General features: G+C 45.9%; 23 protein-coding genes and 1 riboswitch. Of the genes, 2 read left to right on the top strand and 21 right to left on the bottom strand.

From position 1 onward, the window contains the following. Positions 1-50: 50 nt before the first annotated feature. The 4 genes from ACTNB3_RS04870 to ACTNB3_RS04855 are packed head-to-tail and all read right to left on the bottom strand — an operon-like array spanning position 51 to position 3,984. Positions 51-578 (bottom strand): cob(I)yrinic acid a,c-diamide adenosyltransferase, encoded by a 528-nt coding sequence (locus ACTNB3_RS04870; RefSeq protein ID WP_427820598.1) that lies wholly within the window; start codon positions 576-578, stop codon positions 51-53. Continuing rightward, a complete protein-coding gene (locus ACTNB3_RS04865; protein ID WP_427820618.1) occupies positions 563-1,693 on the bottom strand; it encodes an ABC transporter ATP-binding protein in 1,131 nt (376 codons plus the stop codon). Before ACTNB3_RS04865 ends, ACTNB3_RS04870 begins: the two co-directional genes overlap by 16 nt. Next, entirely contained in the window at positions 1,693-2,745 is a 1,053-nt protein-coding gene (locus tag ACTNB3_RS04860) for a FecCD family ABC transporter permease (protein ID WP_441024656.1), read from the bottom strand. The genes ACTNB3_RS04865 and ACTNB3_RS04860 overlap by 1 nt, the downstream gene beginning before the upstream one ends. 30 nt (positions 2,746-2,775) lie before the next feature. Further along, positions 2,776-3,984, bottom strand: a complete 1,209-nt coding sequence (locus ACTNB3_RS04855; RefSeq protein WP_441024655.1) for an ABC transporter substrate-binding protein — start codon at positions 3,982-3,984, stop codon at positions 2,776-2,778. 128 nt (positions 3,985-4,112) lie between these two features. Continuing rightward, a riboswitch (cobalamin riboswitch) is annotated at positions 4,113-4,311 on the bottom strand. A 147-nt stretch (positions 4,312-4,458) separates the two neighbouring features. Between ACTNB3_RS04855 and ACTNB3_RS04850 the strand changes: the two genes are divergently transcribed. Beyond that, positions 4,459-6,015: an ABC-F family ATP-binding cassette domain-containing protein gene (locus tag ACTNB3_RS04850; RefSeq protein WP_441024653.1), complete on the top strand. Its 1,557-nt coding sequence runs from the start codon at positions 4,459-4,461 to the stop codon at positions 6,013-6,015. Between the two features lie 52 nt (positions 6,016-6,067). On the opposite strand, the gene cobK is transcribed toward ACTNB3_RS04850, so the two are convergent. The 14 genes from cobK to ACTNB3_RS04780 all read right to left on the bottom strand — a co-directional run bounded on the left by cobK (position 6,068) and on the right by ACTNB3_RS04780 (position 18,961). Further along, positions 6,068-6,850: a precorrin-6A reductase gene (gene cobK / locus ACTNB3_RS04845; RefSeq protein WP_427807209.1), complete on the bottom strand. Its 783-nt coding sequence runs from the start codon at positions 6,848-6,850 to the stop codon at positions 6,068-6,070. A gap of 35 nt (positions 6,851-6,885) precedes the next feature. Then, complete coding sequence (locus ACTNB3_RS04840) at positions 6,886-7,323, bottom strand: zinc ribbon domain-containing protein (RefSeq protein ID WP_427820594.1); 438 nt, start codon at positions 7,321-7,323, stop codon at positions 6,886-6,888. Between the two features lie 216 nt (positions 7,324-7,539). Then, positions 7,540-8,619 (bottom strand): cobalt-precorrin 5A hydrolase, encoded by a 1,080-nt coding sequence (locus ACTNB3_RS04835; RefSeq protein ID WP_441024651.1) that lies wholly within the window; start codon positions 8,617-8,619, stop codon positions 7,540-7,542. After that, entirely contained in the window at positions 8,619-8,957 is a 339-nt protein-coding gene (locus ACTNB3_RS04830) for a cyclic-di-AMP receptor (protein WP_427807205.1), read from the bottom strand. Before ACTNB3_RS04830 ends, ACTNB3_RS04835 begins: the two co-directional genes overlap by 1 nt. A 563-nt stretch (positions 8,958-9,520) precedes the next feature. Next, entirely contained in the window at positions 9,521-9,859 is a 339-nt protein-coding gene (locus ACTNB3_RS04825) for a hypothetical protein (RefSeq protein ID WP_441024649.1), read from the bottom strand. 17 nt (positions 9,860-9,876) lie between these two features. Further along, entirely contained in the window at positions 9,877-10,323 is a 447-nt protein-coding gene (locus ACTNB3_RS04820; RefSeq protein WP_441024648.1) for a metalloregulator ArsR/SmtB family transcription factor, read from the bottom strand. Between the two features lie 221 nt (positions 10,324-10,544). Then, positions 10,545-13,070, bottom strand: a complete 2,526-nt coding sequence (locus ACTNB3_RS04815) for a heavy metal translocating P-type ATPase (RefSeq protein ID WP_441024647.1) — start codon at positions 13,068-13,070, stop codon at positions 10,545-10,547. A 76-nt stretch (positions 13,071-13,146) separates the two neighbouring features. Next, on the bottom strand, positions 13,147-13,452 hold the full coding sequence (locus tag ACTNB3_RS04810; protein WP_427820834.1) for a metal-sensing transcriptional repressor: 306 nt from the start codon (positions 13,450-13,452) through the stop codon (positions 13,147-13,149). Between the two features lie 147 nt (positions 13,453-13,599). After that, entirely contained in the window at positions 13,600-14,220 is a 621-nt protein-coding gene (locus ACTNB3_RS04805; RefSeq protein WP_427807199.1) for an AAA family ATPase, read from the bottom strand. A gap of 11 nt (positions 14,221-14,231) precedes the next feature. After that, a complete protein-coding gene (locus ACTNB3_RS04800; RefSeq protein WP_427807198.1) occupies positions 14,232-14,942 on the bottom strand; it encodes an ABC transporter ATP-binding protein in 711 nt (236 codons plus the stop codon). A 14-nt stretch (positions 14,943-14,956) separates the two neighbouring features. Beyond that, positions 14,957-15,715 carry an ABC transporter ATP-binding protein gene (locus ACTNB3_RS04795; RefSeq protein ID WP_427820833.1) on the bottom strand — a complete coding sequence of 253 codons (759 nt, stop codon included), beginning with the start codon at positions 15,713-15,715 and terminating at the stop codon, positions 14,957-14,959. Positions 15,716-15,717: 2 nt separating this feature from the next. Next, entirely contained in the window at positions 15,718-16,797 is a 1,080-nt protein-coding gene (locus ACTNB3_RS04790; protein WP_427807267.1) for a branched-chain amino acid ABC transporter permease, read from the bottom strand. Between the two features lie 9 nt (positions 16,798-16,806). Beyond that, entirely contained in the window at positions 16,807-17,691 is an 885-nt protein-coding gene (locus ACTNB3_RS04785) for a branched-chain amino acid ABC transporter permease (RefSeq protein ID WP_427807196.1), read from the bottom strand. 91 nt (positions 17,692-17,782) lie between these two features. Beyond that, a complete protein-coding gene (locus ACTNB3_RS04780) occupies positions 17,783-18,961 on the bottom strand; it encodes an ABC transporter substrate-binding protein (protein ID WP_427807195.1) in 1,179 nt (392 codons plus the stop codon). A gap of 265 nt (positions 18,962-19,226) precedes the next feature. On the opposite strand from ACTNB3_RS04780, the gene ACTNB3_RS04775 reads away from it, so the two are divergent. Continuing rightward, positions 19,227-19,847 (top strand): HAD family hydrolase, encoded by a 621-nt coding sequence (locus tag ACTNB3_RS04775; RefSeq protein ID WP_427820831.1) that lies wholly within the window; start codon positions 19,227-19,229, stop codon positions 19,845-19,847. On the opposite strand, the gene ACTNB3_RS04770 is transcribed toward ACTNB3_RS04775, so the two are convergent. The 3 genes from ACTNB3_RS04770 to pheT all read right to left on the bottom strand — a co-directional run bounded on the left by ACTNB3_RS04770 (position 19,844) and on the right by pheT (position 24,753). Next, positions 19,844-21,199: an MATE family efflux transporter gene (locus tag ACTNB3_RS04770; protein WP_427820830.1), complete on the bottom strand. Its 1,356-nt coding sequence runs from the start codon at positions 21,197-21,199 to the stop codon at positions 19,844-19,846. The genes ACTNB3_RS04775 and ACTNB3_RS04770 overlap by 4 nt on opposite strands. 25 nt (positions 21,200-21,224) lie before the next feature. Beyond that, positions 21,225-22,250 carry a tRNA preQ1(34) S-adenosylmethionine ribosyltransferase-isomerase QueA gene (gene queA, locus ACTNB3_RS04765; protein WP_427807192.1) on the bottom strand — a complete coding sequence of 342 codons (1,026 nt, stop codon included), beginning with the start codon at positions 22,248-22,250 and terminating at the stop codon, positions 21,225-21,227. Between the two features lie 82 nt (positions 22,251-22,332). Then, complete coding sequence (gene pheT / locus ACTNB3_RS04760) at positions 22,333-24,753, bottom strand: phenylalanine--tRNA ligase subunit beta (protein ID WP_441016800.1); 2,421 nt, start codon at positions 24,751-24,753, stop codon at positions 22,333-22,335. Between the last annotated feature and the right edge of the window lie 557 nt (positions 24,754-25,310).

Raw genomic sequence — 25,310 nt, 5'->3', positions numbered from 1 at the left:
CTCATCTTTCTGTCTTTTTTCCACTAAACCAATTCCAACAGAATCCTGTTTTAATACTCGATCCCGCGCCGGGCATAAATTCCCTGATCGAATGGGTGCTTTCTTTTTGTAATCTCAGAGATATAATCCGCCAGTTCCAGAAGCTCCGGTTCCGGATTTCTTCCGGTCAGAACGACCTCCAAGCCTTTCGGCCGTTCTTTCAGAAACGTTACAGCCGCTTCGTGGTCGATCATTCCGTATTGATAAGCCGCCATAAACTCATCCATGACCAGCATATCATAAGGCTCTTCCTGTATTTTCCGAATTGCGTCATCCCACAGCTTCGCATAGGCGCTTCGTGCCTCTTCCTGCTCTTTTGCGTCAAGCGTCTTAAAGAAACCGAAGCTTTTTGTCATATGCATCACTTCGATTTCCGGTATGAGATCCAGAATCCGCAGTTCTCCAGAATTCTCATTTTTCAGAAAACGTACGAACAGCACCTTAAGTCCACAGCCAGCCGCACGGACGGCAAGTCCTGTTGCCGCTGTCGTTTTCCCTTTTCCGTCTCCGCAATAAATATGAATCATTCCACTTTCCATCCACCGCTCCCTTCCTTCCATTCACAGATTTTGCCACTCTTTTTGGCAGCATGCAGAAGTTCTGCTATCCGCTGGTTTCCCTCTCCGATCGTAACGCCTGCGTTGATAACGTACTGGCAGGAATCGATCGTTGCTTTTGCCTCCTGATATGCCTCATCACGGATACTGCAAAATGGTTCTTCTTCGATCACCTTTGCCGCAAGCCTTTTCGCCACATGATAGTCCACGTCATTGCGGTATAGTATTCCGGCAGCAAACGGAATATTTTCTTTCTGCAGTTTCCTGTATACCGGAATGCCTGTTCCGCAGGCGGAGATTACAAAAACACGCGGCTCTCCCTCCGGTCTCGGAAGCTCGACACTTCCAAAGCACGGGTCATAGGATCCGTTGTCGAGTCCGTAGAGTTCCCGGATTACTTCTTCTTTGAATACTTCTTCCGGTTTCCCATAGCAGAAAATCCGGTCACCCCTGACGCAGAGAATCCTATCCGATATTTTCTGTGCCAGATCGATCTCGTGAAGCGACATGACGACCGTGATTTTTTTCTCCTTTGCCAGTTTCCGGAGCATCGACAGAAGTTCGAGTTTATAATGAATATCCAGATAGGAAGTCGGTTCATCCAGGATCAGAACCTCCGGCTCCTGGCAGATCGCACGCGCAAGCATGATCCGCTGTCTCTGCCCGTCACTGATCGCCTGAAAGCTTTGATTTTCAAGCTCACGGACATGCACCGCTTCCATTGCCTCATCTACGATTTCTTTATCTTTCTTCGTGAGGATCCCCAGCCTTCCGGTATACGGATACCGACCGGTTTCCACCACATCGCGGCAGGTCATCAGTTCCGTCTTCATCCGCTCCGTCAGCACCACCGCCATTTTCCTGGCAAGAATAGCATTTTCCATAGCATCGATCCTCTCATCCGCAATGGAGACATTTCCTCCAAGCGTTTTGATCTGTCGGGTGATACTTTTTAAAATGGTCGATTTTCCAGCACCATTTGGACCGATCAGTGTTACGATCTCCCCTTTTTGAATCTCCGTGCAAATATCGCGGATCAGGGGTTTCCCATGATAGCCTACCGTCAGATCCTGCAGCTTTACATATGCATTTTCCATCATTCTCTTCCCTTCTGTCTGTGCAGCATCATAAAGATGACGACCGGTGCTCCGAAAATGGAAGTGACCGTACTGATATTGAGTTCCAGCGGTGCAAATGCCATCCGTGCAATAAGATCACACCCCATACAGAACACCGCTCCTCCCAGAAATGTTCCCGGGATCACGATCAGCGGTTTCGCCGTATTCAGCATCCTCTTTACCAGAAACGGAACCGCGATCCCAACAAAAGAAACCGGTCCGGCAAATGCGGTCACACAGCCCGACAGCATACTGGAGAGCAGGATCAGAAGCACACGAAAAACTCGGATATTGACTCCTGCGCTTCTCGCATAGGCTTCGCCAAGCTGGTACGCACCGATTGGCTTGGAATAGAGGAAGGTAATCACAACGGTGACAGCAATCAATACAAAAGCAACCTTCACGTTGCTCCAGCTCATCCCGGAAAAGCTTCCCTGAGACCAGCCGTGCAAATTCACGATATCCGAGTCCTCCGCAAATGTAACCACAAAATCCGTAACCGCCGAACAGATATAGCCGATCATGATTCCGGCCACCAGAAGGGTTGCCATATGATTGATCTTTCTTGACATCAGAAGGATGAATCCGGTCGCAATCAGTGAACCTATAAATGCCGCTATAATGAGCGTATACGAAGAGACTCTGCTGAAGTACTTCAGAAATACGATCATCGTCAGGGCGACCACCATTTTCGCGCCCGAGGAAATGCCAAGCACAAAGGGGCCTGCAATCGGATTGGCAAAAAAAGTCTGAAGCAGGAACCCGGACAGAGAAAGGGCACCTCCGAGAAGGGCTGCCATCAGAACTCTTGGCAGACGAATTTTCCAGATGATTCTGTAATTCGCATCCTGCTTTGCCTGTCCGAATAGAATATTCAAAATCTCAGAAACAGAAATATGTACGTTTCCCGTATTAATATTCAGCACAATAATCACACAAAATGCAGCCAGAAGTCCGGCAAACACCAGCAAATACCGGATCCGTCTTCTCATCTCTTCCATTCGTACCGGCTTATTCTTCCTTTTCTCCATTGTTCCTCACTTTCTCATATCCTGATATCGTCATGACACTTTATATAAAAATGTCATCTCCTCCGTTTTTCCATCGGTAAGCATCAGATGAATGTCTGTAATCAGATTTCCGACAATGTCTGTCGCCTGATACAGGTACTTTCCGGTACACCACACATTTCCTTCCTGCACCGCTTTAAAATCTGCAAACAGCTCACTTTTCGCCAGAAGATCCTCCATCGATTCCACCGGATTATCGATCGATGAATTGTAGATCAGATAGTCCGCGTCGGCTGCAGATGCAAAGAATTCTTCCATAGAAATGCTGATCGACGCACTGTTATTTTCCGTATTTTCAAGATCATCGAAAACATAACGTCCACCCGCAATCTCGATCATTTTCGGAATGTAATCTTCGGACTTTCTGACCACGACGGTTCCATCGGTACTCACATAGAAAAAGGCAACCGTCTGCTCTGTATTTTCAAAGTCCTTCAGTTCTTCGATTACTTTGGACTGTTCCTTGAAAAATGTCTCTGCCTGTTCTTCTTTGTCCAGCATCGCGGCATAGACCTTGATCCACTCCGTTCTTCCAAGCGGATGCGTCTCATAACTGGACCGGTCGATAAATACCGGAATCTCAAGCATCTCAAGCATCTCCTGCACCTTCGGAGTATGCAGGATCATCGTGGATTCAATAGCCAGATCACATTCCTCATCGATCAGGAGTTCATAATCCGGCTCACTGTATTTTCCGGCATAAAGGATGGCGCCATCTTCCATAGCCTGCACCGCATTTTCAATGTACCAGCCGGATTTTTGTGTCCCGCTCAGGCGAATCGCATCCAATGCATCAAGCGAATCAAATAATGCCATCACCGATGTTGCCGCAAGATAAATACGGTCCAGCGGCTGATGTAAAATCACGATGTCTTCTTCCAGATCCGACGGAATATTCCTGCCCTCCGGAACAAGAAGATAGTCTTCCCCGTCCCGGATCCGGATCAGCTTATATCCATCCTGATAATAATATACCCCGAACCCTTTTGCATAATCAAGTTCCATCGCAGATTCATAAGTAAGTCCCTTGATTTCCATTGGTCCCGGCGTTTCTTTCGCCTCTTCCCGCTGTGGTTCAGATGTCATCTTATTTTCTTCCGTTTCCGGCATCGTTTTCTCTTCCGAACCACATCCCGGAATTCCGAAAATCAGTACCGCAATCAGTATCATACACAGGAACCGTGCTGCTCTCTTTTTCATCGTATCCCTCTTTCCACTTTCGATCCGATCCGCAAAGCACAAATTTCCCATTCAAAAAAGCCCGCTTTTCCTGTACGAAAGCAGACTTCCCCCTGAAATATTCTGCAAATCTATGCTTTCATCGGAAGCTATTCACATTCTTCTCAGCAGGTCTCCTGACTTACAGCTCATCGCCCGGTTATGCCTTCTCGCGCTGGATACGCAATGACTTATCTATAACCTCGCTCCCTGTTTACAGTGGCCGGACCGCTCAGGATTTGCACCTGATTCCCTTTTAACCCGGCAGATCTGAATCATCTGCCCGGCACTGAAAAGCCCAATATAGAACACCCTCACTATAACATATCCCCGCCTGTATGGCAACCGCATTTTTCCTTTGAAATCCTTTCGAAATCCATTGCCTTTTATCCGGTAGATATAATATAATAAGCAGGACACTGTCACTTGTTACCACATAACAAAGGAGAATCGAAAATGAGCATTTTAAATGTTGAACATCTTTCCCACGGCTTCGGTGACCGCGCCATTTTTCATGATGTGTCCTTCCGTCTTCTGAAAGGCGAACACATTGGACTTGTCGGAGCCAACGGAGAAGGGAAATCTACTTTTTTTAATATTGTTACAGGAAAACTCCAGCCGGACGAAGGGAAAATCGAATGGGCAAAAAATGTCCGTGTCGGTTATCTCGATCAGCACACTGTACTTGAAAAGGGCATGACGATCCGCGAAGTGCTGAAATCCGCCTTTTCCTGGCTTTTTGAACTGGAAACGAAGATGAACGAGATCTGTGACCGCCTCGGGGACGTGGATGAAGATACTATGATGACACTTATGGAAGAGCTTGGGACCATCCAGGACACACTGACCATGCACGATTTCTATGTGATCGATGCAAAGGTCGAAGAAGTCGCACGCGCGCTGGGGCTTCTGGATCTTGGACTGGACAAGGATGTCACCGACTTAAGCGGCGGCCAGCGCACCCGTATCCTGCTCGGCAAACTCCTTCTGGAAAAGCCGGACATCCTGCTTCTGGACGAGCCAACCAACTATCTGGACGAAGAGCATATCAACTGGCTGAAACGTTATCTCACCGAATATGAAAATGCGTTCGTCCTGATTTCCCATGACATTCCGTTTCTGAATGAAGTGGTGAACATCATTTATCATATGGAAAATCAGGAACTGAACCGCTACGTCGGAGATTATGACAATTTCCAGAAAATCTACGAAGTGAAGAAAGCCCAGCTTGAGGCTGCCTACAAGAAGCAGCAGCAGGAAATCAGCCAACTCAAGGATTTTGTGGCACGCAATAAAGCGCGCGTCTCCACCCGCAACATGGCCATGTCCCGTCAGAAAAAGCTGGATAAGATGGATGTCATAGAGCTCGCCGCCGAGCGTCCGAAGCCGGAATTCCATTTCCGCCTCGGCCGGACACCGGGTAAATACATCTTTGAGACCAAAGATTTCGTCATCGGTTACGACGAACCCCTTTCACGGCCTCTGAACCTCACGCTGGAGCGTGGCCAGAAAATTGCGCTGACCGGTGCAAACGGAATCGGAAAGACTACGCTGATCAAGAGTATTCTCGGTCTGGTTCCTCCGCTTTCCGGTAAATGTGAGCTGGGCGAGAATCTGCTGACCGGCTATTTTGAACAGGAGGCAGACCACAACAACCGAACCACCTGCATCGATGAGATCTGGGAAGAATTCCCTTCCTACACTCAGTATGAAGTACGCTCCGCGCTCGCCAAATGCGGACTTACGACCAAACACATCGAAAGCCAGATTCGCGTCTTGAGCGGCGGGGAACAGGCAAAAGTGCGCCTGTGCAAGATCCTGAACAAAGAAACCAATGTGCTGATGCTGGACGAACCTACCAATCATCTGGATGTAGATGCCAAGGATTCACTGAAAAAGGCACTTCAGGAATACCGCGGGACCCTGCTCCTCATCTGCCATGAGCCGGAATTCTACCAGGATATTGTAAATGCGGTGTGGGACTGCTCCAAATGGACGACAAAGATTGTGTAATTGTTATTCACACAAAAACAATTTCAGGGGTTGACTGATATTATGTTATCAATCACCCCCTGTTCTTATCCCCGTATCTTCTCTTTAATTCATCAAATACCTCTTCCAGCGCAAGTCCTTCTTCCTCCGGTCTTCCCACCACAACCAGCACAGTCCCGGCCTCCTTTGCAGCCTTAACTTTTTCCGGGAATCCCCCCGCTTTGCCGGACTCTTTCGTGACAAAATATTTTGCATCCACATGCCGGAGCATTGCCAGATTCATTTCCTCCGAAAACGGTCCCTGCATAGCAATCAGATGTTTCCCCTCAAACCCAAGCCGGATACTGTCCTCCACCGCTTTCCCCGTCGACAGAACCCTAGCAAAACATCGCTCTTTATAATTGGGGATGGAAGCATACTTTTCCAGTTCCTTACTTCCCGTCGCAATCAGAATATTCCCCTCCGTTTTCTCCAGATATTCCACCGCCTGCTTCACAGTACTCGTCCAAACGATCTCTCCGGTCTCTACCGTGAATGCCTCTTCACACTCCCTCCGCAGACACCTCAAATACTCCGTCCCCGTATTCTCACATGCTTTACGAATATTCCGTGTCACAAGAACCGCAAACGGATGAGTCGCATCAATCACAAGCTCAACCTTTTCTTTCCTAATAAACGCTTCAATCTGCCCCTCATCCATTCTTCCAACAAAAGTCTGTATATTATCACAATCATCCAGACACGTTTTACCATATTCCGTTGCCACACTTACGAGAGCCTGAACCTTTAATCCCCCAGCAAATTCTGCCAGTTCCCTGCCCTCCGTCGTTCCTGCAAAAATCAAAATCTTCTCCATTTTTTCTCCCTGTCGTTGGGGACGGTTCTTCCCAGTTATTTCCAATAATTCAGTTTCGGCACCACTGCTTCCATATGCGCTCGCACCTGTTCTGCAGGCCAATTCTCATTTGCCAAATGTTCTACACAAAAATCGATCAGCTGTTCTTTACTCGTATACTTGAATTCGCCATCCGAATAGCACCACTTACAGTATTCTTCATTGAAATCGCCATTCGGCTCTTTGCTGATTGTGGAATCGTCAAGCGGCATTCCACAGCATTGGCATATCAACTGTCTCGGTGCACCCAAGAGGGTATTAATTGAAACATCAAATACCCTGGATAACAGTTTTAATGTGTCAGTATTAGGTACAGTCTCACCGTTTTCCCAACGAGACACAGCCTGTCTTGTAACCATTACTTTTTGTGCAAGTTCTTCCTGCGATAGTCCGCTTTTTCTGCGGAGTTCTAAAATAATATCTTTTGTCTCCATTGTTTTATCCTCCATAAGAAAAATATAACAATTTTTTATTTTTCATGCAAGCAACCCGCTGTTGCTGCAGATAAATTGATCTGTTCTGGGAAATGGAATCTGCAATTCTTATATCATTCATCAGCGGTACCGGAACTTCATCACAAGTGTGATGATAGACAAATCCCGCATGACCATTCAGTTTAAGTTCAATGGCTCCAATCAAATATCAGTACACTAATATGACAATTTCATTTTCCGACAAACAACTGCAAATGTCATCTGTTCCAGACTCGTCTTCGGAAGGATCAGTTCTCCGTCCGGGCAATAATATTTCACAGCCCTCTCACACACATTATCTACACCGGTAATACGACTCACGAATTCAGAACTTGTGCTTACCGATTTTACTGTCTTTAGCTCCTCCGCTAAAAATGTGTAAAATGGTATCTTCCATTCATCGGTCATTTCCAGAATGCCAGCTTCTTCTTTCTTCAGGTCAATACTCACAACGGCTTCTACCTGCTCCCGTTTCAGCCTCAGATCTTGCAAAATCTTATCCATACCTTCCTTCAGTTGCTCTGCAGGCACACCTTTCCGGCACCCTATTCCGATGATTACATTCTTCGGATAAAGGAACAGCGTATTCTCATTTTTCTCATCACAAGAATCATAAAACTGTCTGACAGCGATCCGGAAATTTGCGGCTCTCTTATCCTTCCGATCCTCTGTCTCCATCTTTTCACCACTTGAAAGCGACAATTCCTCCGGTACATCTCCTTCTATAGGAAAATCACATTCAAATTCAATTTTCTCCCCTCGAAGCACGGACGCTGAGATCTGCTTTGCCTTCTCCCGGTCCGAGATCAAAAGATGGTTCTTTACCGCAAATACATCGACTGCGAATTTCTTCTGCACATCCGTCGCTGTTGTGATCACAGGTATTGCTCCTGTCACTTCTGCAATATCATGTGCGATTTGTACCGCTCCTCCCACATGTCCTGAAAGCAATGGTATGATATATGTCCCTTTCTCATCCATCACAAGTACCGGAGAATCTGTAAATTTATCCTTCACCCACGGTGCAATCATCCGCACAGCAATGCCCGCCGCGCCGATAAATAAAAACGCAGCATTCCCCCAGTTTTCTCCGATCCATTCCGATATATCCTTATCTAATGTCTTCAAATCTGCACACTTGGCATATTTTGATGGTGCATAACCCTCACAAAAATATCCCATTTGCGACATTTGCAGACAGAGCTGCCTGTTCAGATGGCTCCCTTTTTCTGTAAAACTCAACACCAACAGTCTCATCAGAACTTCTCCATCTGTTCCACATTCAGTACAAACACCGTACTTCCTCCTACCTGGATATTGATTGGTACTGTCGGCGCTGCACCCAGACTTCCCTGTCCGGAAACCAATGCCGGATTCGCATAAGTAATCGTCTTACGTTCTCCGGAGTTCGCGCGGATTATTTCCAGAACTTCCGGAACCTTTTCATCCTCTACAACGGTCATGATCGTCGTATTTTTACCTTTCAGAAATCCGCCCGAAGTTGCCAGCTTCGTCACAAAATATCCTGCTGTATTCAGCTCATCTATCGTCTGTAACTCATCATTTTTCTGTAAAATTGCCATAATCATCTTCATAGACTCATACCCCCTGACGGTTTTGTTGGATATCGGAGTATAAATGGTACTCCATAGTAATATCTAGTATATTACCACAAAAAAAGAGACTTGTCATCGTAAGCTAAACATGTTAAGATATATAAAATTATTTTTCAAAGCATTCGAAATAATTTCTATAATTATCTGGCATTTAATTGTGCTGTTGCTGCTTTCGGATTTCTGCTGCAAAAACAATCCAAATCTTTCTCATATCACCACCGCCTCCCGGGAATTCTGAATCAGGTACATCAGAATATCTTCGAGCTTCAAATCTTCCTGACTTTGCCCACGTAATTCTTCAAATATTATTTTCAGCTTTTGTTAAGTGTTCTGCTACGATCTTGTTCTCATACTTTTTTTCCATACCTATTCCTCTTTTCCGAAAATATTTTCCACAACTGTCTGTTCCTTTTTCCATAGCCACAGACTTCCAAGTCCGGCATAAATTCCTCCCAGCAGAAGGATTCTCCATATAAGGTATCTATTATCTATAAAGCTTTTCTGATGTATCACCACATTCCTGAACAGCTCCACAGCCGGTGTTAGTGGAAAAATCTGTGCAAATCTCTGCATCCATTCCGGCAGGTACTGGATCGGAAATGCAATTCCGTGATCAGTGCTCTTCCGACATTCCTAAGTGTCGATACCGCCAGAACATTTATTGCCGATCCAAGAACCACATAGGTCATGTAATCCGCTCCTCCTGTATACTGATAATACTGAGCGTTCAAATTCCCTTTCAGGAAATAATGGTAAATAAAAAACGGAAATACGATCTGAGTCACGCCGGTTATGATCCTTGAAACAATAAAAGACCATGGCATAGCCCGCCGGATTCCAATTCGGTTTTTTTGATATGTTGATACAACTACCTGAAACATTTTTCTTCCCTCTTTTCTTACTGCATCAGTTCATAAAAACGATAGGGAATAAAATCAATCACATCTCTGCAGACATAATACTCTACATAGTTACCGCACCGCTTTTTCTCCAGAAGCCCCGCTTCCCAGAGTATCTTAAGATGTTTTGAAACTGCCGCCTCCGTCACTTCGACCTTTCCTGCCAAAGCCTTCGTTGTCCGTGTTCCATTTAGTATTTCACGTATAATTTTCAGTCGTGTCTCATCTCCTAATGCACGGAACACATTCAGAAAATCCTGCGGAATTCCTTCGTCTTTGTGTTCAACCAGGTTCCCATGCTCTTTTTCAATCCGCTGATACCACCGCCGACGCTCCAGGTGGTGTTCCGGAACAGCCAAAACATGCATCGACATGAACATTTCCCAGGAAGGCATATATACAAAGCTGACCTTTACCCCTTCCGTATTAAATTCATTCAATACCACTTTTCCTCATCTCCTGCCATTGTTGGTGTACACCTGATTAATTAACTTTTCGGTTAATCAAAACAATAATCCTTCGAAGTGGGGCTATTATAGAGAGATTTGGCTGAGTTGTCAAGAAATAATTGCAGAATCAAAAACAACATACGATTCATAATTTTCCAAAGAAAAAACGGATGAACGTTTTCCCGCTCATCCGTTTCAAAGAAATCAAATCTTACATTTTACTCCACAGAGATCACCTGATAGTCCTGATCTTCCACCGTCTTTCTCAGTACGTCATCAGAAATCTCTGCATTCAGCTTCACCACTGCCGTCCCTGCCTCATGGCTGACTTCTGCCACATCTACTTCCGGAAGTTTCTCCAGACATTTTTTCACTCTCGCCTCACAGTGTCCGCACATCATGCCTTCAATTTTCATTGTTTTTTCCATTGATTTTTCCTCCACTTTTTTCGTTTTTTTCTTTTTGATTTTCTTATCTTTTCCCGCATCATACATACGGAATAAGTTCAGCCGCAATGCATTTGTCACGACGCAGAAGCTGGAAAGGCTCATCGCCGCAGCGCCGAACATCGGATTCAGTTTCAGGCCAAAGACCGGAATCCATACCCCCGCCGCAAGCGGAATCCCGACTGTATTATAAAAGAATGCCCAGAACAAATTTTCATGGATATTTTTCAGAGTCGCACGGCTTAACCGGATCGCTGCCGGTACATCGGTAAGACGGCTCTTCATCAGAACCACATCCGCCGCATCAATCGCAATATCCGTACCTGCTCCGATGGCAATTCCCATGTCTGCACGGGTCAGCGCCGGTGCATCGTTGATTCCGTCACCGACCATGGCAACTTTTCCCTGCTTCTTAAGTCTGCGGATCACAGCTTCTTTTCCTTCCGGACGTACCCCCGCGATCACTTCATCCACACCGGCCTGCCTTCCGATCGCCTTCGCCGTACGCTCGTTGTCTCCGGTCAGCATAACCACATGAATTCCCATATTCTGCAGTTCTTTTACCGCCTGCCGGCTCTCTTCTTTCATCACATCTGCCACGGCGATGATACCGGCAAGCTTTTCATCCTTTGCAAAGAACAGCGGAGTCTTTCCTTCCTCTGCCAGAACCTCAGACCGCTTTTTCATTTCTGCGGAAATTTCTGCCCTGCTCCGGATAAATTCATAGTTTCCGCCATTCAACCTGTTTTCTCCGCATAAAGCTGTGAGCCCATTTCCCGGAAGTGCCTGAAACTCTTTGACTTCCACCGCTTTCATTTCCTTCTGGGAAGCATATGCTATGATCGCTTTTGCCAGCGGATGCTCACTTGGTTTCTCCAACGCATATGCCATCCGAAGAAGCTCATCTGCTGTAATACCCTCTGCCGGTATAATGTCCGTTACCCTCGGGTCTCCATTCGTGATCGTGCCGGTCTTATCCAGTGCGACGATCTCCATTTTCCCGGTCTCCTCCAGCGACACAGCGGTCTTAAACATGATTCCGTGTTTCGCCCCCATACCGTTTCCGACCATGATTGCAACTGGAGTGGCAAGTCCCAGCGCACACGGACAACTGATTACCAGCACTGAGATTCCTCTTGCAAGGGCAAATCCAATGCTTTCACCTGCGAGCAGCCAGACAATAGTTGTAATCACAGCAATGGTGATGACCGCCGGTACAAACACACCGGAAACCTTATCTGCCACTTTGGCGATCGGTGCTTTCGTCGCAGCCGCATCACTTACCATCTGAATGATCTGCGACAATGTCGTATCTTCTCCTACCCGCGTAGCTTCGCATTTCATAAAACCGGACTGATTCAATGTCGCCGCCGACACCATATCCCCGGCAGCCTTGTCGACCGGAATACTCTCTCCTGTGAGCGCCGCCTCATTGACTGCACTCATTCCTTCCAGCACGATGCCGTCAACCGGAATATTCTCACCCGGCCTGACCACGAAAATGTCTCCCTTTTTGACCTGTTCGATGGAAACCTCCATTTCTTTTCCATTTCTTTCCACAACAGCCGTCTTCGGTGCCAGCTTCATCAGGCTTTTCAGCGCATCCGTCGTCTTCCCTTTCGAGCGGGCCTCCAGCATTTTGCCAACTGTGATCAATGTTAAGATCATCGCCGCCGATTCGAAATAAAACTCATCCATATAGTACATGACTGCTTCCATATCTCCTCTGACCTGCGCATCCGTCATCGCAAACAGCGCATACACACTGTAAATAAAAGATGCTGCCGATCCAAGAGCCACCAGTGTATCCATATTGGGTGCCTTATGCCAGAGACTTTTAAATCCACTGATGAAAAACTTTTGATTGATCACCATAATGCTGATCGTAAGCAGCATCTGAAAAAGCCCCATTGCAACATGGTTTCCCTCGAAAAACGGGGAAAGCGGCCAGTTCCACATCATGTGCCCCATAGAAAAATACATAAGTACAATGAGAAATCCAAGGGATGCGACCAGCCTTTTTTTCAAAATCGGTGTCTCATGATCTCTCAGCATCTCCTCCGCTTCCATACTCCTGCTCTTTCCGGATTGCACAGTCTCTCCTTTTCTGGACGCCCCATAACCGGCTTCTTCCACCGCCTTTATGATAGCGGCAGAGGAAGCAGTTCCTTCCACGCCCATTGAATTCGTCAAAAGGCTCACCGAACAGGACGTGACTCCCTCCACTTTCGATACTGCCTTTTCCACACGGGCACTGCACGCCGCACAGCTCATTCCCGTAACTGTATATTGTTCCATTTATGTCTCCTTTTCGTTTTCTCTTATTCTTTACTACATAAAAACGAATCATTCTTAGAAATTCAAGTATGCTTTCCTACTTCATCAGCTTCTGAAGTACCGCGACCAGTTCATCCACCGTCTCTTCCTTACCTGCCCGGATGTCGTCTGTCACACAGGTCTTTATATGATTCGCAAGAAGCACTTTATTAAAACTGTTCAGTGCGGCATTGACTGCCGATACCTGGATCAGGATATCCGTACAATATGCATTCCGCTCTACCATTCCTTTGATTCCGCGTACCTGTCCTTCGATCCGGTTCAGGCGATTGAGCAGATCTTTATACTCTTTTTCAGAACGTTCCTTTGTCTTATGGCACGCACATTCTACTCGCTCCTCCATCTTCTTTTACACCTCCTTTTTCGCTTATTATATACCCCATATGGGTATATTTCAACTATTATTTCACAAAATTTCAAAATTTCTAAATAGTAAAAACCCGGAAAGAATGACACACTCATCATTCTTTCCGGGTTCTTTTCCCGATTCTTATTCAAATCTGACTTTAATGTATGCCTTGATTTCTTCCACACATTTCTCAAATCCCAGCTTTCCGCTGTTCAGACAGAGATCATAGTTTCTCGCATCGGTCCACTCACGTCCGGTATAGTGCCTGTAGTAATCCGCACGATATTTATCGGTCTTTGCAATGAACTTCTGCATCTCACTTTCTGTCATGCTGTTGCGTTCCATCGCTCTCGCAAGATTGAATTCTTCCGATGCATGGACGAACACACTGACTACATTCGGATAGTCCTTCAGGACAAAATCCGCCGCACGCCCGATGATCACACAGCTTTCGGTTTCCGCCAGCCGTTTCATGATTTTCGCCTGATAATTAAACAGGTTCTTCGCCGAAACGAAATCACTGCTGGACGGCGGGATCACATCGCCTGTGTAGACGTCCGTCGTCATGCGGAGGATCGGACTGTTCTGCAGCTTTTCATCCAACTGCCGGAACAGATGCTCAGCAATTCCGCTTTCTTCAGATGCCATCTCAAGCAGATTGCTTCCGTAGCAGGGAATCCCCATTTCCTTTGCAAACATCTCTCCGATCGTCTTTCCGCCGCTTCCATACTGTCTCGCAACCGTAATTACAATGTTTTCCATTTGCACTCCTCCTATTCACCAAGATATGCTTTTTTAATAGAATCATCGTTCATCAATACTTTTGCATCGCCCTCCAGAACAATTCTACCTGTCTCAAGTACATATGCCCTGTCCGCAATAGAAAGTGCTTTTTTTGCATTCTGTTCTACAAGAAGTACCGTCGTTCCGCCCTTGCTTACTTCCTGAATAATATCAAAGATCTCATTAACCAGAATCGGAGAAAGTCCCATGGAAGGTTCATCCATTACAATGATCTTCGGATGAGACATCAGTGCACGTCCCATCGCCAGCATCTGCTGCTCGCCGCCGCTTAGGGTTCCTGCGAGCTGATTCTTTCTCTCTTCCAGACGCGGGAAACGTTTGTAGACCATTTCCAGCGTCTTCTCGATCTCGTCCTTATCTTTTCTTGTATAAGCGCCCATCTTCAGGTTCTCATATACGGTCAGTTCCGCAAAGACTCTTCGTCCTTCCGGTACATGCGCAATTCCCAGAGACACGATCTTATGTGCCGGAACCTTTGTAATGTCTTTTCCTTCGAAGATTACAGAGCCTTTCTTTGGTGACAGAAGACCTGTGATCGTGTGCAGGGTCGTCGTCTTTCCCGCACCGTTGGCACCGATCAGAGCGATGACTTCCCCTTCATTGACCTCGAAGGAAATGCCCTTGATTGCCTGAATCATGCCGTAATATACTTCAATATCCTTAATTTCAAGCATTGCCATGTCCGTCATCCCTCCTATTCGCCCAGATATGCCTTGATTACTTCCGGATTATTCAGCACTTCACTGGTTTCACCCTCAGCAAGCACCTGTCCAAAGTTCAGCACAGTCAGTTTTTCACAGATTCCGGATACCAGCTTCATGTCGTGTTCGATGAGAAGGATCGTCATGTCAAATTTGTCTCTTACAAAACGGATCGTGTTCATCAGATCCTGTGTCTCGTTCGGGTTCATACCTGCCGCCGGCTCATCCAGAAGAAGCAGCTTCGGTTCTGTTGCCAGTGCTCTTGTGATCTCAAGCTCTCTCTGCTTGCCGTATGGGAGGTTTGCGGCAAGCGTATCGGCATATTTATCAAGTCCGAACACGCTAAGAAGCTCCAGCGCTTTTTCATCCATTTCTTTTTCCACTTTATAATATTTCGGCAGACGGAGGATTCCTTCAATTGTCGAATATTTATGATGATTATGAAGCCCTACCTTGACATTGTCCAGTACAGACAGTCCCTTGAACAGACGAATATTCTGGAACGTTCTGGCAATTCCGGCCTTGTTGATATCAATCGTTTTCTTTCCTACGATATTCTCTCCATCCAGTGTAATGATTCCTTCTGTCGGTTTATATACTCCGGTAAGAAGGTTAAATACCGTCGTTTTTCCGGCCCCATTCGGTCCGATCAGCCCATACAGGCACCCTTTTTCAATTTCCATATGAAATTCATTTACCGCGTGAAGACCGCCAAAGGAGATTCCGAGATTCTTCACTTCCAATAATGCCATAACTATGCAGCCTCCTTTGTATTTTTCTTCCTGCCGGCTTTAAGTTTAGCCGCTAATTTTTCTCTCATTTCAATCGCTTTCGGCGCCCAGTTGAATAACATCATCACGATCATAACGATTGCATAGATCAACATACGATAGTCCTGCAGACCTCTCAGAAGCTCCGGCAGAAGCGTCAGAACGATTGCCGCAATGATCGAACCTCTGATATTACCGATACCGCCAAGAACAACGAATACAAGAATCATGATTGACATGTTGTAACCGAAGTTTTTGCTTGTAGCTGTCAGCGTCGCAAGGTTGTGGGAATACATAACTCCTGCAACTCCCGCAAGTGCGGCAGAAATCGCAAATGCCATCAACTTGTATTTTGTAATATTGATTCCGACTGATTCTGCCGCAATACGGTTATCACGGATCGCCATGATTGCACGGCCGCTGCGTGAATGAATCAGATTCAGAACAATGAACAGCGTCAGAAGAATCAGAAGTACACCGATCGTGAATGTAGAATCCTTAGGTGTTCCTGTAATTCCCTGCGGTCCGTTGATGATAACCTTGCCGCCTTCTTCCAGTCCAAGGGATATGGAATCCTTCGTAGAAAAATGAAGTCCGTTCGAATCTTTTCCGATGAAAAGGATATTGGCAATATTTTTAATAATCTCACCAAACGCCAGCGTTACAATCGCAAGATAGTCGCCCTTCAGCCGAAGCACCGGAATACCGATTAAGATTCCACAAATTCCCGCTGTAGCCGCTCCGATCAAAAGTGCCAGAAAAAATCTGATTCCGGAAGATGGAATCACATCCACCATGCATTTTGAAAAGAATGCACTGGTAAATGCTCCCACACACATAAATCCGGCATGTCCCAGGCTCAGTTCACCCAGAATACCAACCGTAAGGTTAAGAGAGACAGCCAGAATAATGTATGCACAGAGCGGCACCAGAAGTCCCTGAAGAAGACTGGACACATTTCCTGTAGCCACTAAAATCTGTACAACCGCATAAATCGCAATGACCATCAGGTATGTAAGCAAATTGCTCTTTGTCGTTTTGTTCATTTTCTTTATATTTTTCATCATTGCCACCTACACTTTCTCCTGAATATTCTTGCCAAGAAGCCCTGTAGGTTTCACGATCAGAACCACGATCAGCACTGCAAACACGATTGCATCTGCCATCTGTGAAGAAATATATGCTTTACCGAATATTTCAATCACACCAAGAAGGATCCCGCCGATCATAGCACCCGGAATCGATCCGATTCCGCCGAATACCGCCGCAACGAAAGCCTTGATACCGGGCATAGATCCGGTATACGGAGTAAGAGTCGGATATGCAGAGCAAAGAAGAACACCTGCGATTGCCGCGAGTGCAGATCCGATTGCAAATGTCAGCGCAATCGTTCCATTTACATTCACACCCATCAGCTGTGCAGCCCCCTTATCCTCCGAAACTGCTCTCATTGCCTGTCCTGCTTTTGTCTTCTTGATAAAAAGCTGCATACCGGTCATAATCACAACACAAGAAAGAATCGTAACGATCGTTTCTCCTGAAATTGTCAGTTTACCACCTGCAAGCACCAATGAAGGTACCTTGACTACAGATGTAAAAGACTTTGTGTTAGCTCCGAAAATCAAGAGTGCCAGATTCTGAAGCAGGTAGCTGACACCAATTGCCGTAATCAGCACAGCAAGTGAAGAAGATGCATTTAAAAGCGGTCGGTATGCAATTGTCTCGATCAATATACCAAGTACTGTACAAAAAACAATTCCAATGAGAACTGCCGCTGCCGGAGGAAGCCCTGCCCCCGTAATCACAGTCAGCACCACATAAGCACCGATCATTATGACATCCCCGTGAGCAAAGTTCAGCATTTTAGCAATACCATAAACCATTGTATAGCCAAGCGCTATAATAGCATAAACACTGCCCAGACTTATGCCATTAATGAGATAAGATATAAAACTCATATAATTCTCACATTCCTTTCCTTTTTGAAATATATTATAACATGTACAAAAACAGAAGGCTACCATAAGATAGCCTTCCATAAAATGAATCCTATTCTACAACAGCGTAGTCACCATTTTCAATCTTAACAACCATTGGTTCCTTGCTCGGTTCTCCGCTTGCTTCCCATGTAAGACCTTTTGCAGTAACACCATCAATTTCGATTTCAACCATTGCAGATTTCAGGCCATCACACACATCGGATGAAGCCATTCCCGGTTTCACATCTGCTTTTTCCATTGCAGCCTTCATTGCATAAATTCCGTCGTAAGCATCTGCTGCAAACTGGTTCGGAGTATCGCCGTATTTATCTTTGAAAGCTGTTACAAATTTCTGAATTGCTTCATCTGTAGAAGTTGGTGTAAACGGACTTAAGAACATCAGGTTATTAGCCAGGTTCGCATCAAATCCTTCTACTGCAAGAATTCCGTCCATACCGTCACATCCAAAGAAGATCGGGTTGTAGTTCATTCCTGCTGCCTGTTTCAATACCAGAGAAGCCTCTGAGTAGTAGAATGGCAGGAATACAAGTTCTGCTCCGGAGTCTTTTGCTTTCTGAAGCTGAACAGAGAAGTCTGTCTTGCTTTCTGATGTAAATGCTTCTGCAGCAACTACTTCGAAATCCTGATTAGCTGCTTCTTTTACGAATGCTTCGTAGATACCGGTTGAATAAACATCAGAGCTGTCATAGATCACAGCTACTTTTGAAGCAAGGCCGTTTTCTCCGATATATTTTGCTGATTCAAGTCCCTGCATCGGGTCAGAGAAACATACACGGAATGCATTGTCATACTGTACACATTCTACTGCTGTTCCTGACGGTGTAAGAAGGAACATATTGTCCTGATTTGCAACCTCACCTACAGCAACACACGGTGCTGAAGTTACGGTTCCGAGGAGTGCCTGCATTCCCCAGTCTTTCAGGTTATTGTATGCATTAACTGCTTTCTCTGCATCATGCTCATCATCTTCGAATTTGAATTCAACCTGTGCTCCGTTGATACCGCCGGCTGCATTGATCTCTTCAACTGCCAGTTCAGCACCATTCTTAACAGCCTGTCCATAAACAGCTGCTGCACCGGTAACCGGTCCGATTGCACCGATCTTGATTACTTCACTGTCTGAGCCGCTGCTTTTTTCTCCTTCACTTTTTGAGCCACAGCCTGCTGCCATCGATACGGTCATCGCGGCAACCATAGCAACGGCTAACCATTTTTTCACATTTCTCATATTCTTTTTCCTCCCAACAAACAGAGCGCACTCTGTTTAAAATTATGTTTGAAATCTTACACCAAATCCTCCTGTTTGTCAATAGAAAAAACACCATATTTTGATGCATTAGGAAATATGCACAAATTCAACTTCATTTTTTTCTATAATGCGTCTTTATTTTTTACATTTTTACAGAAACAATCCTGATTCAAATTTTGACGCATGTTTTCTTCTATGTTATAATAGTACAAATTTTACAAACTATTTCCGGAGGATATTAAAAATGGATGGAATTATTTTTGATGTAGACGGAACACTTTGGGATTCGACTAAAGTCGTCGCCCGTTCCTGGAACCAGGCCATAAATGAAAATTCAGATCTTCCCGCCGATCTGACTGCCGCAAAGATCAAATCTTTATTCGGCAAAACCATGAACGAAATCACAGCCGCACTCTTCCCTTCCTTCTCAGAGGAAGATCGCAGCCGCCTTGGAGATCTCTGCTTTGCATACGAAAACCGGCTGCTCGCCACAGAGCCAGGAACCCTTTATCCCGGTGTGCGGGAAGCTTTCCAGGCACTGTCCGAGAAATTTGATCTCTATATCGTCAGCAATTGTCAATGTGGATACATTGAAGTTTTTCTTGAAGGAACGAACCTGGGTCCTTTTGTAAAAGATACACTCTGCTTCGGCCAGACAGGACGGCCCAAGAATGAGAGCATCCGCATTTTAATGGAAAAAAACCATTTAAAAGACGTCTGCTATATCGGTGACACCATGGGAGATTATGATGCCTGCCAAAAAGCCGGTGTTCCGTTCATCTTTGCGGAATACGGTTTTGGCGAGGTTCCGGAAGCCGAAGTACGGATTCAGAATATACGGGAATTGGAACAGCTTCTCCTTTAGAAGCTGTTCTTTTCTTTATTCATTTTCTTCATCCACGGACTCTTTCTGTAAAACAAGACTGAAAGCAGCATTCCCGAAGTCCATCCCACCGGCCACGACAGCCAGATTCCGACGGGACCAAGGCCGATCACCTTTGAAAATACGATCGAAAGTGCTACTCTGAGAATCAGATCCGCAAAAGTGGCAATCATAAATTGTTTCATCATTCCTGCTCCTCGCAGAATACCGTCAGCAACCAGTTTCACTGATACCACAAAATAGAACGGTGCCACGATCCTCAGGAACTGATTCCCGGTCGCCAGTGCCGTCACCGAATCCTGATTCATAAAAAGGAGCAGAAGCATTTTGCCCGCCAGAAGGTATAATAACACCAGCGGTACACACAGGCCCCATACCATCTTGATCCCGGCACGCATTCCCTCCCGGATTCTGTCCGGTTTCTTTGCCCCGAGATTTTGGGCTGTGTAATTGGAAATTCCATTTCCCAGAGTCGTAAACGATGTGATAACCAGATTGTTGAGCTTGATTGCCGCAGAATAACCGGCAATCACTCCCGCTCCGAAACTGTTGATCACACTCTGTATGATAATATTCCCTACAGAAACAAAGCTTTGCTGTAGAATACTCGGCACGGCGATAACCGCAATTTTCTTAAAAAGTTTCCAGGAAAACACATCCAGATTCCCTTCCGTATGAATACCGGCAAGTCTCCGGAACACCACGATCATTGCAAGCACACAGCTCACCCCCTGGCACAGAAAAGTCGCCCATGCCACTCCGGCAATTCCCATCTTCAACACTGTGACAAACAGAATATCAACCGCAATATTTGACGTAGATGATAAAGCCAGAAACACAAACGGTGTCTTCGAATCTCCCAAAGCCGAAAAAATACCATTTGCAATATTATAGAAAAACATAAATGGCAATCCCCAGATATAAATGTCCAGATAGAGTTTGGAATCTGCAAGTATATTCTCCGGTGTATGGATAAGCTGCAACAATTGCCCTCCTAACAGGAGTCCTCCAAGCATCAGCATTGCACATAATACACCACTTGAAATCAGCGCCGTATAGATTGCCGTTTTCATATCATTGTATTTTTTCGCCCCAAAAAGCTGAGAGGCGATCACCGAGCACCCAATGTTACATCCGAATGCAAACGCGATGAATATCAAAGTGATCTCATAACTGTTCCCCACTGCCGCCAACGCATTCTCTCCGACAAATTTTCCTGCTACAAGACTGTCCGCAATATTATAAAGCTGTTGAAAAACAACACTTCCGAACAATGGCAGGCAAAACCTCCAAAGCACACTCTCCGGTCTTCCGACCGTCAAATCCTTTACCATTTTCCCTTTCCTTTTCCTTACTACATTATCTTATGAACATCGCATCCCCGAAACTGAAGAAACGGTATCTTTCCCGAATTGCTTCCTCATATGCAGCCAGAACGTGTTCTCTTCCTGCCAGTGCAGAAACCAGCATGATCAGGGTCGATTCCGGCAGATGGAAATTCGTGATCAGCGCATCCAGAACTTTGAATTTGTATCCCGGATAAATAAAGATTTCTGTCCATCCACTGCATTCTCGCAATCGTCCATTTTCGTCTGCTGCGGATTCCACTGTCCTGCAGCTCGTTGTTCCCACGCAGATAACCCGGTGTCCTTCCTCTTTTGCCCGATTGATCTTATCTGCTTCGCTCTGCTCGATCCGGTAAAATTCGGAATGCATATGATGCTCCTGAATATTCTCGACTTTTACCGGGCGAAATGTGCCAAGTCCCACATGCAGGGTCACATGGGCAATCTCCACGCCTTTCTCCTTGATCTCATCCAATAGCTCCGGTGTAAAATGCAGCCCCGCTGTCGGCGCTGCCGCAGAACCGGAATGCTTTGCGTATACGGTCTGATAGCGGTTTTTATCCTCCAACTGGTGCGTGATATACGGCGGAAGTGGCATCTGTCCCAGCTGATCCAGGATTTCTTCAAAAATCCCCTCATATTCGAATCGGATCAGACGGTTTCCTTCTTCTACCACCCCGATCACTTCCGCTTTCAGAAGCCCGTTTCCAAAAACCAGACGTGCTCCCGGTTTCATCTTTCTTCCCGGCTTCACCAATGTTTCCCAGATATCATTCTCTTTCCGTTTCAGAAGAAGTACTTCCACCTTTGCACCGGTTCCTTCCTTCTCTCCGATCAGACGCGCCGGAATAACCTTTGTATCATTGATCACAAGGCAGTCTCCCGGGTTCAGGTAGTTTACGATTTCACGGAAAATATGGTGCTCCGTCTCACCGGTTTCCTTATCCAGAACCAGAAGCCGTGAACCGGAACGATCTTCAAGCGGATCCTGTGCGATCAGTTCCTCCGGCAGATCAAAATAAAAATCCTCTTTCTTCATTCTGTTTTCCTTTCTGCATATACGTCATTAAAGAGACCGTATACAAGATACGGTCTCCTCATTTCTCTGATTATTACTCTTATTATTGTCTCAATTCAATTCCCATTTCTTCCAAAGCTTTCAGGATCTTCTTCATAGCTGCAGATACATCGGCTTCCTCCAGGGTTCTGTCTTTTGCACGGAAGGTAATTGAGTATGCAACAGATTTAAATCCCGGTTTGATCTGTGCTCCCTCATAGAGGTCGAAGAGTTTGTAGCTTTCCAGATAAGCGCCGCCCTTCTTCTCGATCACCTCTTCAATCTGTCCGACAAGAATCTCCTTTGGAACAACCATACTGATATCACGACTTACCGCCGGATATTTTGCAATGCCTTCGTATTTTCTGTCAAATGTAGCGAGTTCCACGATTTCAGGCATATCAATCACTGCAACATAGGCACGTTCTCCGATTCCGTAATTATCTGCCACCTGCGGATGAACCTCGCCCAGATATCCTACAACTCTTCCTTCGTAAATGATGTTAGCCTGACGTCCCGGGTGCAGGAAGTTCTTTCCGGCATTCGGATCGTAGGTCTCTTTCTTATGAAGACCTACTTTTTCGAAGAACTCTTCTACGATTCCCTTCATACTGAAGAAATCGCCTTCTCCGTACATTCCAAGTGTAAACTGCATACGCTCGTCCGGAAGTTCCGTAAGCGGAAGGCTTTTCGGAAGATAAATATTTCCCATTTCGTACAGGCGTACATTTTTATTTCTTCTGTTATAATTAGTTGCCAGAGAAGTCAGCATACCATTGAGAGAAATCGTTCTCATAATACTGTAATCTTCCCCAAGCGGATTCATGATCGGAATTGCCTGACGAAGCACATCATCCTCATCAAGGAGTAATTTATCAAATACCTTCGGGCTTTCAAAGGAATAGGTCATTCCCTGACTGAAACCACAGAATTCAGCAATATCCTTTGCAACGTCTTCCACTCGATTCTTGAAGGAAAGCTTACCGGTAGTAGCTTCGCCGCTTGGGAGGGTAGTCGGAATGTTATCATATCCGTAGAATCTTGCAACCTCTTCTGCAAGATCGGCAAGGCGGAATAAGTCATGACGGAATGTCGGTGCAATCACTTCCTTCGCGTCAGCGTCATATTCCAGTCCGATTTTTTCAAAATATCCGAGCATATCCGCTTCCGGAATATCGGTTCCCAGAAGTGCATTGATTGCATCTGCGTCAAACGGTACTCTTACCGGCTCTTTCTTCTTGCCATAAACATCTACCATTCCTCCGACAACCTCACCTGCTCCCATTTCTTCAACCAACTGGCATGCGCGGTCGATGGCTGCCTGAGCATTGTTCGGATCCAGACCTTTTTCGAATTTTCCGGAAGCATCGGTACGAAGTCCGACTTTTTTGCTTGATTTACGGATATTGGTTCCGTCAAAGCAGGCTGCTTCAAATAACATGGTCTGAACATGATCGGTGATCATGGAGTTCTCGCCACCCATGATACCGGCAATACCTACTGCCTTTTCCCCGTCACAGATCATCAGGACGGAATCGTCCATTTCACGTTCCTGTCCATCCAGTGTGACAAATTTCTCTCCCTTTTCAGCATTACGAACTACAATCTGATGTCCGGCAATCGTATCCAGATCGTATGCATGCATCGGCTGTCCATATTCTTCCATAACATAGTTGGTGATATCAACCAGGTTGTTGATCGGGCGGATTCCGACGGAAGCCAGTCTTCTCTGCATCCATTTCGGAGACGGGCCAATCTTAATATTCTTAACAACTCTTGCGCAGTAACGCGGGCAAAGATCTGTATTTTCCACACGCACTTTGATATAATCGTTAACGTCCTCATCGTTTCCGGTCGGAGTCACTACCGGCGGGTGAAATTCTTTGCCAAATGTCGCTGCCGCTTCTCTTGCAATTCCCACCACACTGAAACAATCTACACGGTTGGATGTGATTTCATATTCAAATACTACATCGTCCAGTCCCAGTGCCTTGATTGCGCTCTCTCCTACAACCGCATCGTCACCGAAGATATAGATTCCATATTCCGGTGCTTCCGGATACATATTTCTGTCAGAGCCGAGTTCTTCGATCGAGCACATCATACCGCAGCTCTCTACTCCGCGGAGTTTTCCTTTCTTGATCTTGATTCCTCCGGCAACTCTCTGTCCCGGCTCATGTCCACCGGCAACGCGTCCGCCGTCCAGAACGACCGGAACTTTGTCTCCTTCTTTTACGTTCGGTGCTCCGGTAACGATCTGTACTGTCTCTGTTCCCACATTGACCTGACAGATAATCAGTTTGTCGGCATCCGGATGTTTTTCAATTTTTTCAATCTGACCGATTACAATTTTATCTAAATCTGCATCCAGCTTTTCATAACCTTCTACTTTGGTTCCTGAAAGCGTCATTGCATCTGTATATTCCTGGGCGGTCACATCGAGGTCAGGAACATACGCTTTAATCCATGATAATGAAGTATTCATACTTTTTCTCCTCTTTATTTGTTTGTGTCTGGTAAGCTCGATTCGCTTCGCTCTCTCGCTGAATGTTTTTCTCCGCAGTGCTAAGCTCGATTCGCTTCGCTCTCTCGCTGAATGTTTTTCTCTGCAGTGCTAAGCTCGATTCGCTTCGCTCTCTCGCTGAATGTTTTTCTCCGCAGTGCTAAGCTCGATTCCGCTTCGCTCTCTCGCTGAATGTTTTTCTCCGCAGTGCTAAGCTCGATTCGCTTCGCTCTCTCGCTGAATGTTTTTCTCCGCAGTGCTAAGCTCGATTCGCTTCGCTCTCTCGCTGAATGTTTTTCTCTGCAGTGCTAAGCTCGATTCCGCTTCGCTCTCTCGCTGAATGTTTTTCTCCGCAGTGCTAAGCTCGATTCGCTTCGCTCTCTCGCTGAATGTTTTTCTCCGCAGTGCTAAGCTCGAATCCGCTTCGCTCCTTCTCGCTTTACGGGCTTCGCCCTATGAAAAAAGCCGGATAAGCATTCGCTTGTGTGCAAGCACCCGCGTATGCTTATCAGTCTTTTTTCGCACTGCTCATTGCCAGC

Origin of the sequence: Bariatricus sp. HCP28S3_D3 (assembly GCF_052065755.1) — a bacterium.
Lineage (GTDB): Bacteria > Bacillota > Clostridia > Lachnospirales > Lachnospiraceae > Allocoprococcus.
Note: the sequence above shows the minus strand (reverse complement) of the source record. Positions and strands in the feature narration are given on the sequence as shown.

Bases quoted from the DNA above. Each gene is read 5' to 3' on its own strand.
- ACTNB3_RS04770 (WP_427820830.1), bottom strand. From the start codon at position 21,199: ATGGTAAAGGATTTGACGGTCGGAAGACCGGAGAGTGTGCTTTGGAGG.
- ACTNB3_RS04830 (WP_427807205.1), bottom strand. From the start codon at position 8,957: ATGAAGATGATTATGGCAATTTTACAGAAAAATGATGAGTTACAGACG.
- ACTNB3_RS04810 (WP_427820834.1), bottom strand. From the start codon at position 13,452: ATGGAGGAGCGAGTAGAATGTGCGTGCCATAAGACAAAGGAACGTTCT.
- ACTNB3_RS04800 (WP_427807198.1), bottom strand. From the start codon at position 14,942: ATGGCAATGCTTGAAATTAAGGATATTGAAGTATATTACGGCATGATT.
- ACTNB3_RS04865 (WP_427820618.1), bottom strand. From the start codon at position 1,693: ATGGAAAATGCATATGTAAAGCTGCAGGATCTGACGGTAGGCTATCAT.
- cobK (WP_427807209.1), bottom strand. From the start codon at position 6,850: ATGGAGAAGATTTTGATTTTTGCAGGAACGACGGAGGGCAGGGAACTG.
- queA (WP_427807192.1), bottom strand. From the start codon at position 22,250: ATGAAGAAAGAGGATTTTTATTTTGATCTGCCGGAGGAACTGATCGCA.
- ACTNB3_RS04790 (WP_427807267.1), bottom strand. From the start codon at position 16,797: ATGAAAAATATAAAGAAAATGAACAAAACGACAAAGAGCAATTTGCTT.
- ACTNB3_RS04785 (WP_427807196.1), bottom strand. From the start codon at position 17,691: ATGAGTTTTATATCTTATCTCATTAATGGCATAAGTCTGGGCAGTGTT.
- pheT (WP_441016800.1), bottom strand. From the start codon at position 24,753: ATGAATACTTCATTATCATGGATTAAAGCGTATGTTCCTGACCTCGAT.
- ACTNB3_RS04835 (WP_441024651.1), bottom strand. From the start codon at position 8,619: ATGAGACTGTTGGTGTTGAGTTTTACAGAAAAAGGGAGCCATCTGAAC.
- ACTNB3_RS04825 (WP_441024649.1), bottom strand. From the start codon at position 9,859: ATGTTTCAGGTAGTTGTATCAACATATCAAAAAAACCGAATTGGAATC.
- ACTNB3_RS04780 (WP_427807195.1), bottom strand. From the start codon at position 18,961: ATGAGAAATGTGAAAAAATGGTTAGCCGTTGCTATGGTTGCCGCGATG.
- ACTNB3_RS04860 (WP_441024656.1), bottom strand. From the start codon at position 2,745: ATGGAGAAAAGGAAGAATAAGCCGGTACGAATGGAAGAGATGAGAAGA.
- ACTNB3_RS04850 (WP_441024653.1), top strand. From the start codon at position 4,459: ATGAGCATTTTAAATGTTGAACATCTTTCCCACGGCTTCGGTGACCGC.
- ACTNB3_RS04805 (WP_427807199.1), bottom strand. From the start codon at position 14,220: ATGGAAAACATTGTAATTACGGTTGCGAGACAGTATGGAAGCGGCGGA.
- ACTNB3_RS04870 (WP_427820598.1), bottom strand. From the start codon at position 578: ATGGAAAGTGGAATGATTCATATTTATTGCGGAGACGGAAAAGGGAAA.
- ACTNB3_RS04815 (WP_441024647.1), bottom strand. From the start codon at position 13,070: ATGGAACAATATACAGTTACGGGAATGAGCTGTGCGGCGTGCAGTGCC.
- ACTNB3_RS04775 (WP_427820831.1), top strand. From the start codon at position 19,227: ATGGATGGAATTATTTTTGATGTAGACGGAACACTTTGGGATTCGACT.
- ACTNB3_RS04795 (WP_427820833.1), bottom strand. From the start codon at position 15,715: ATGGCATTATTGGAAGTGAAGAATCTCGGAATCTCCTTTGGCGGTCTT.
- ACTNB3_RS04855 (WP_441024655.1), bottom strand. From the start codon at position 3,984: ATGAAAAAGAGAGCAGCACGGTTCCTGTGTATGATACTGATTGCGGTA.
- ACTNB3_RS04840 (WP_427820594.1), bottom strand. From the start codon at position 7,323: ATGGAGACAAAAGATATTATTTTAGAACTCCGCAGAAAAAGCGGACTA.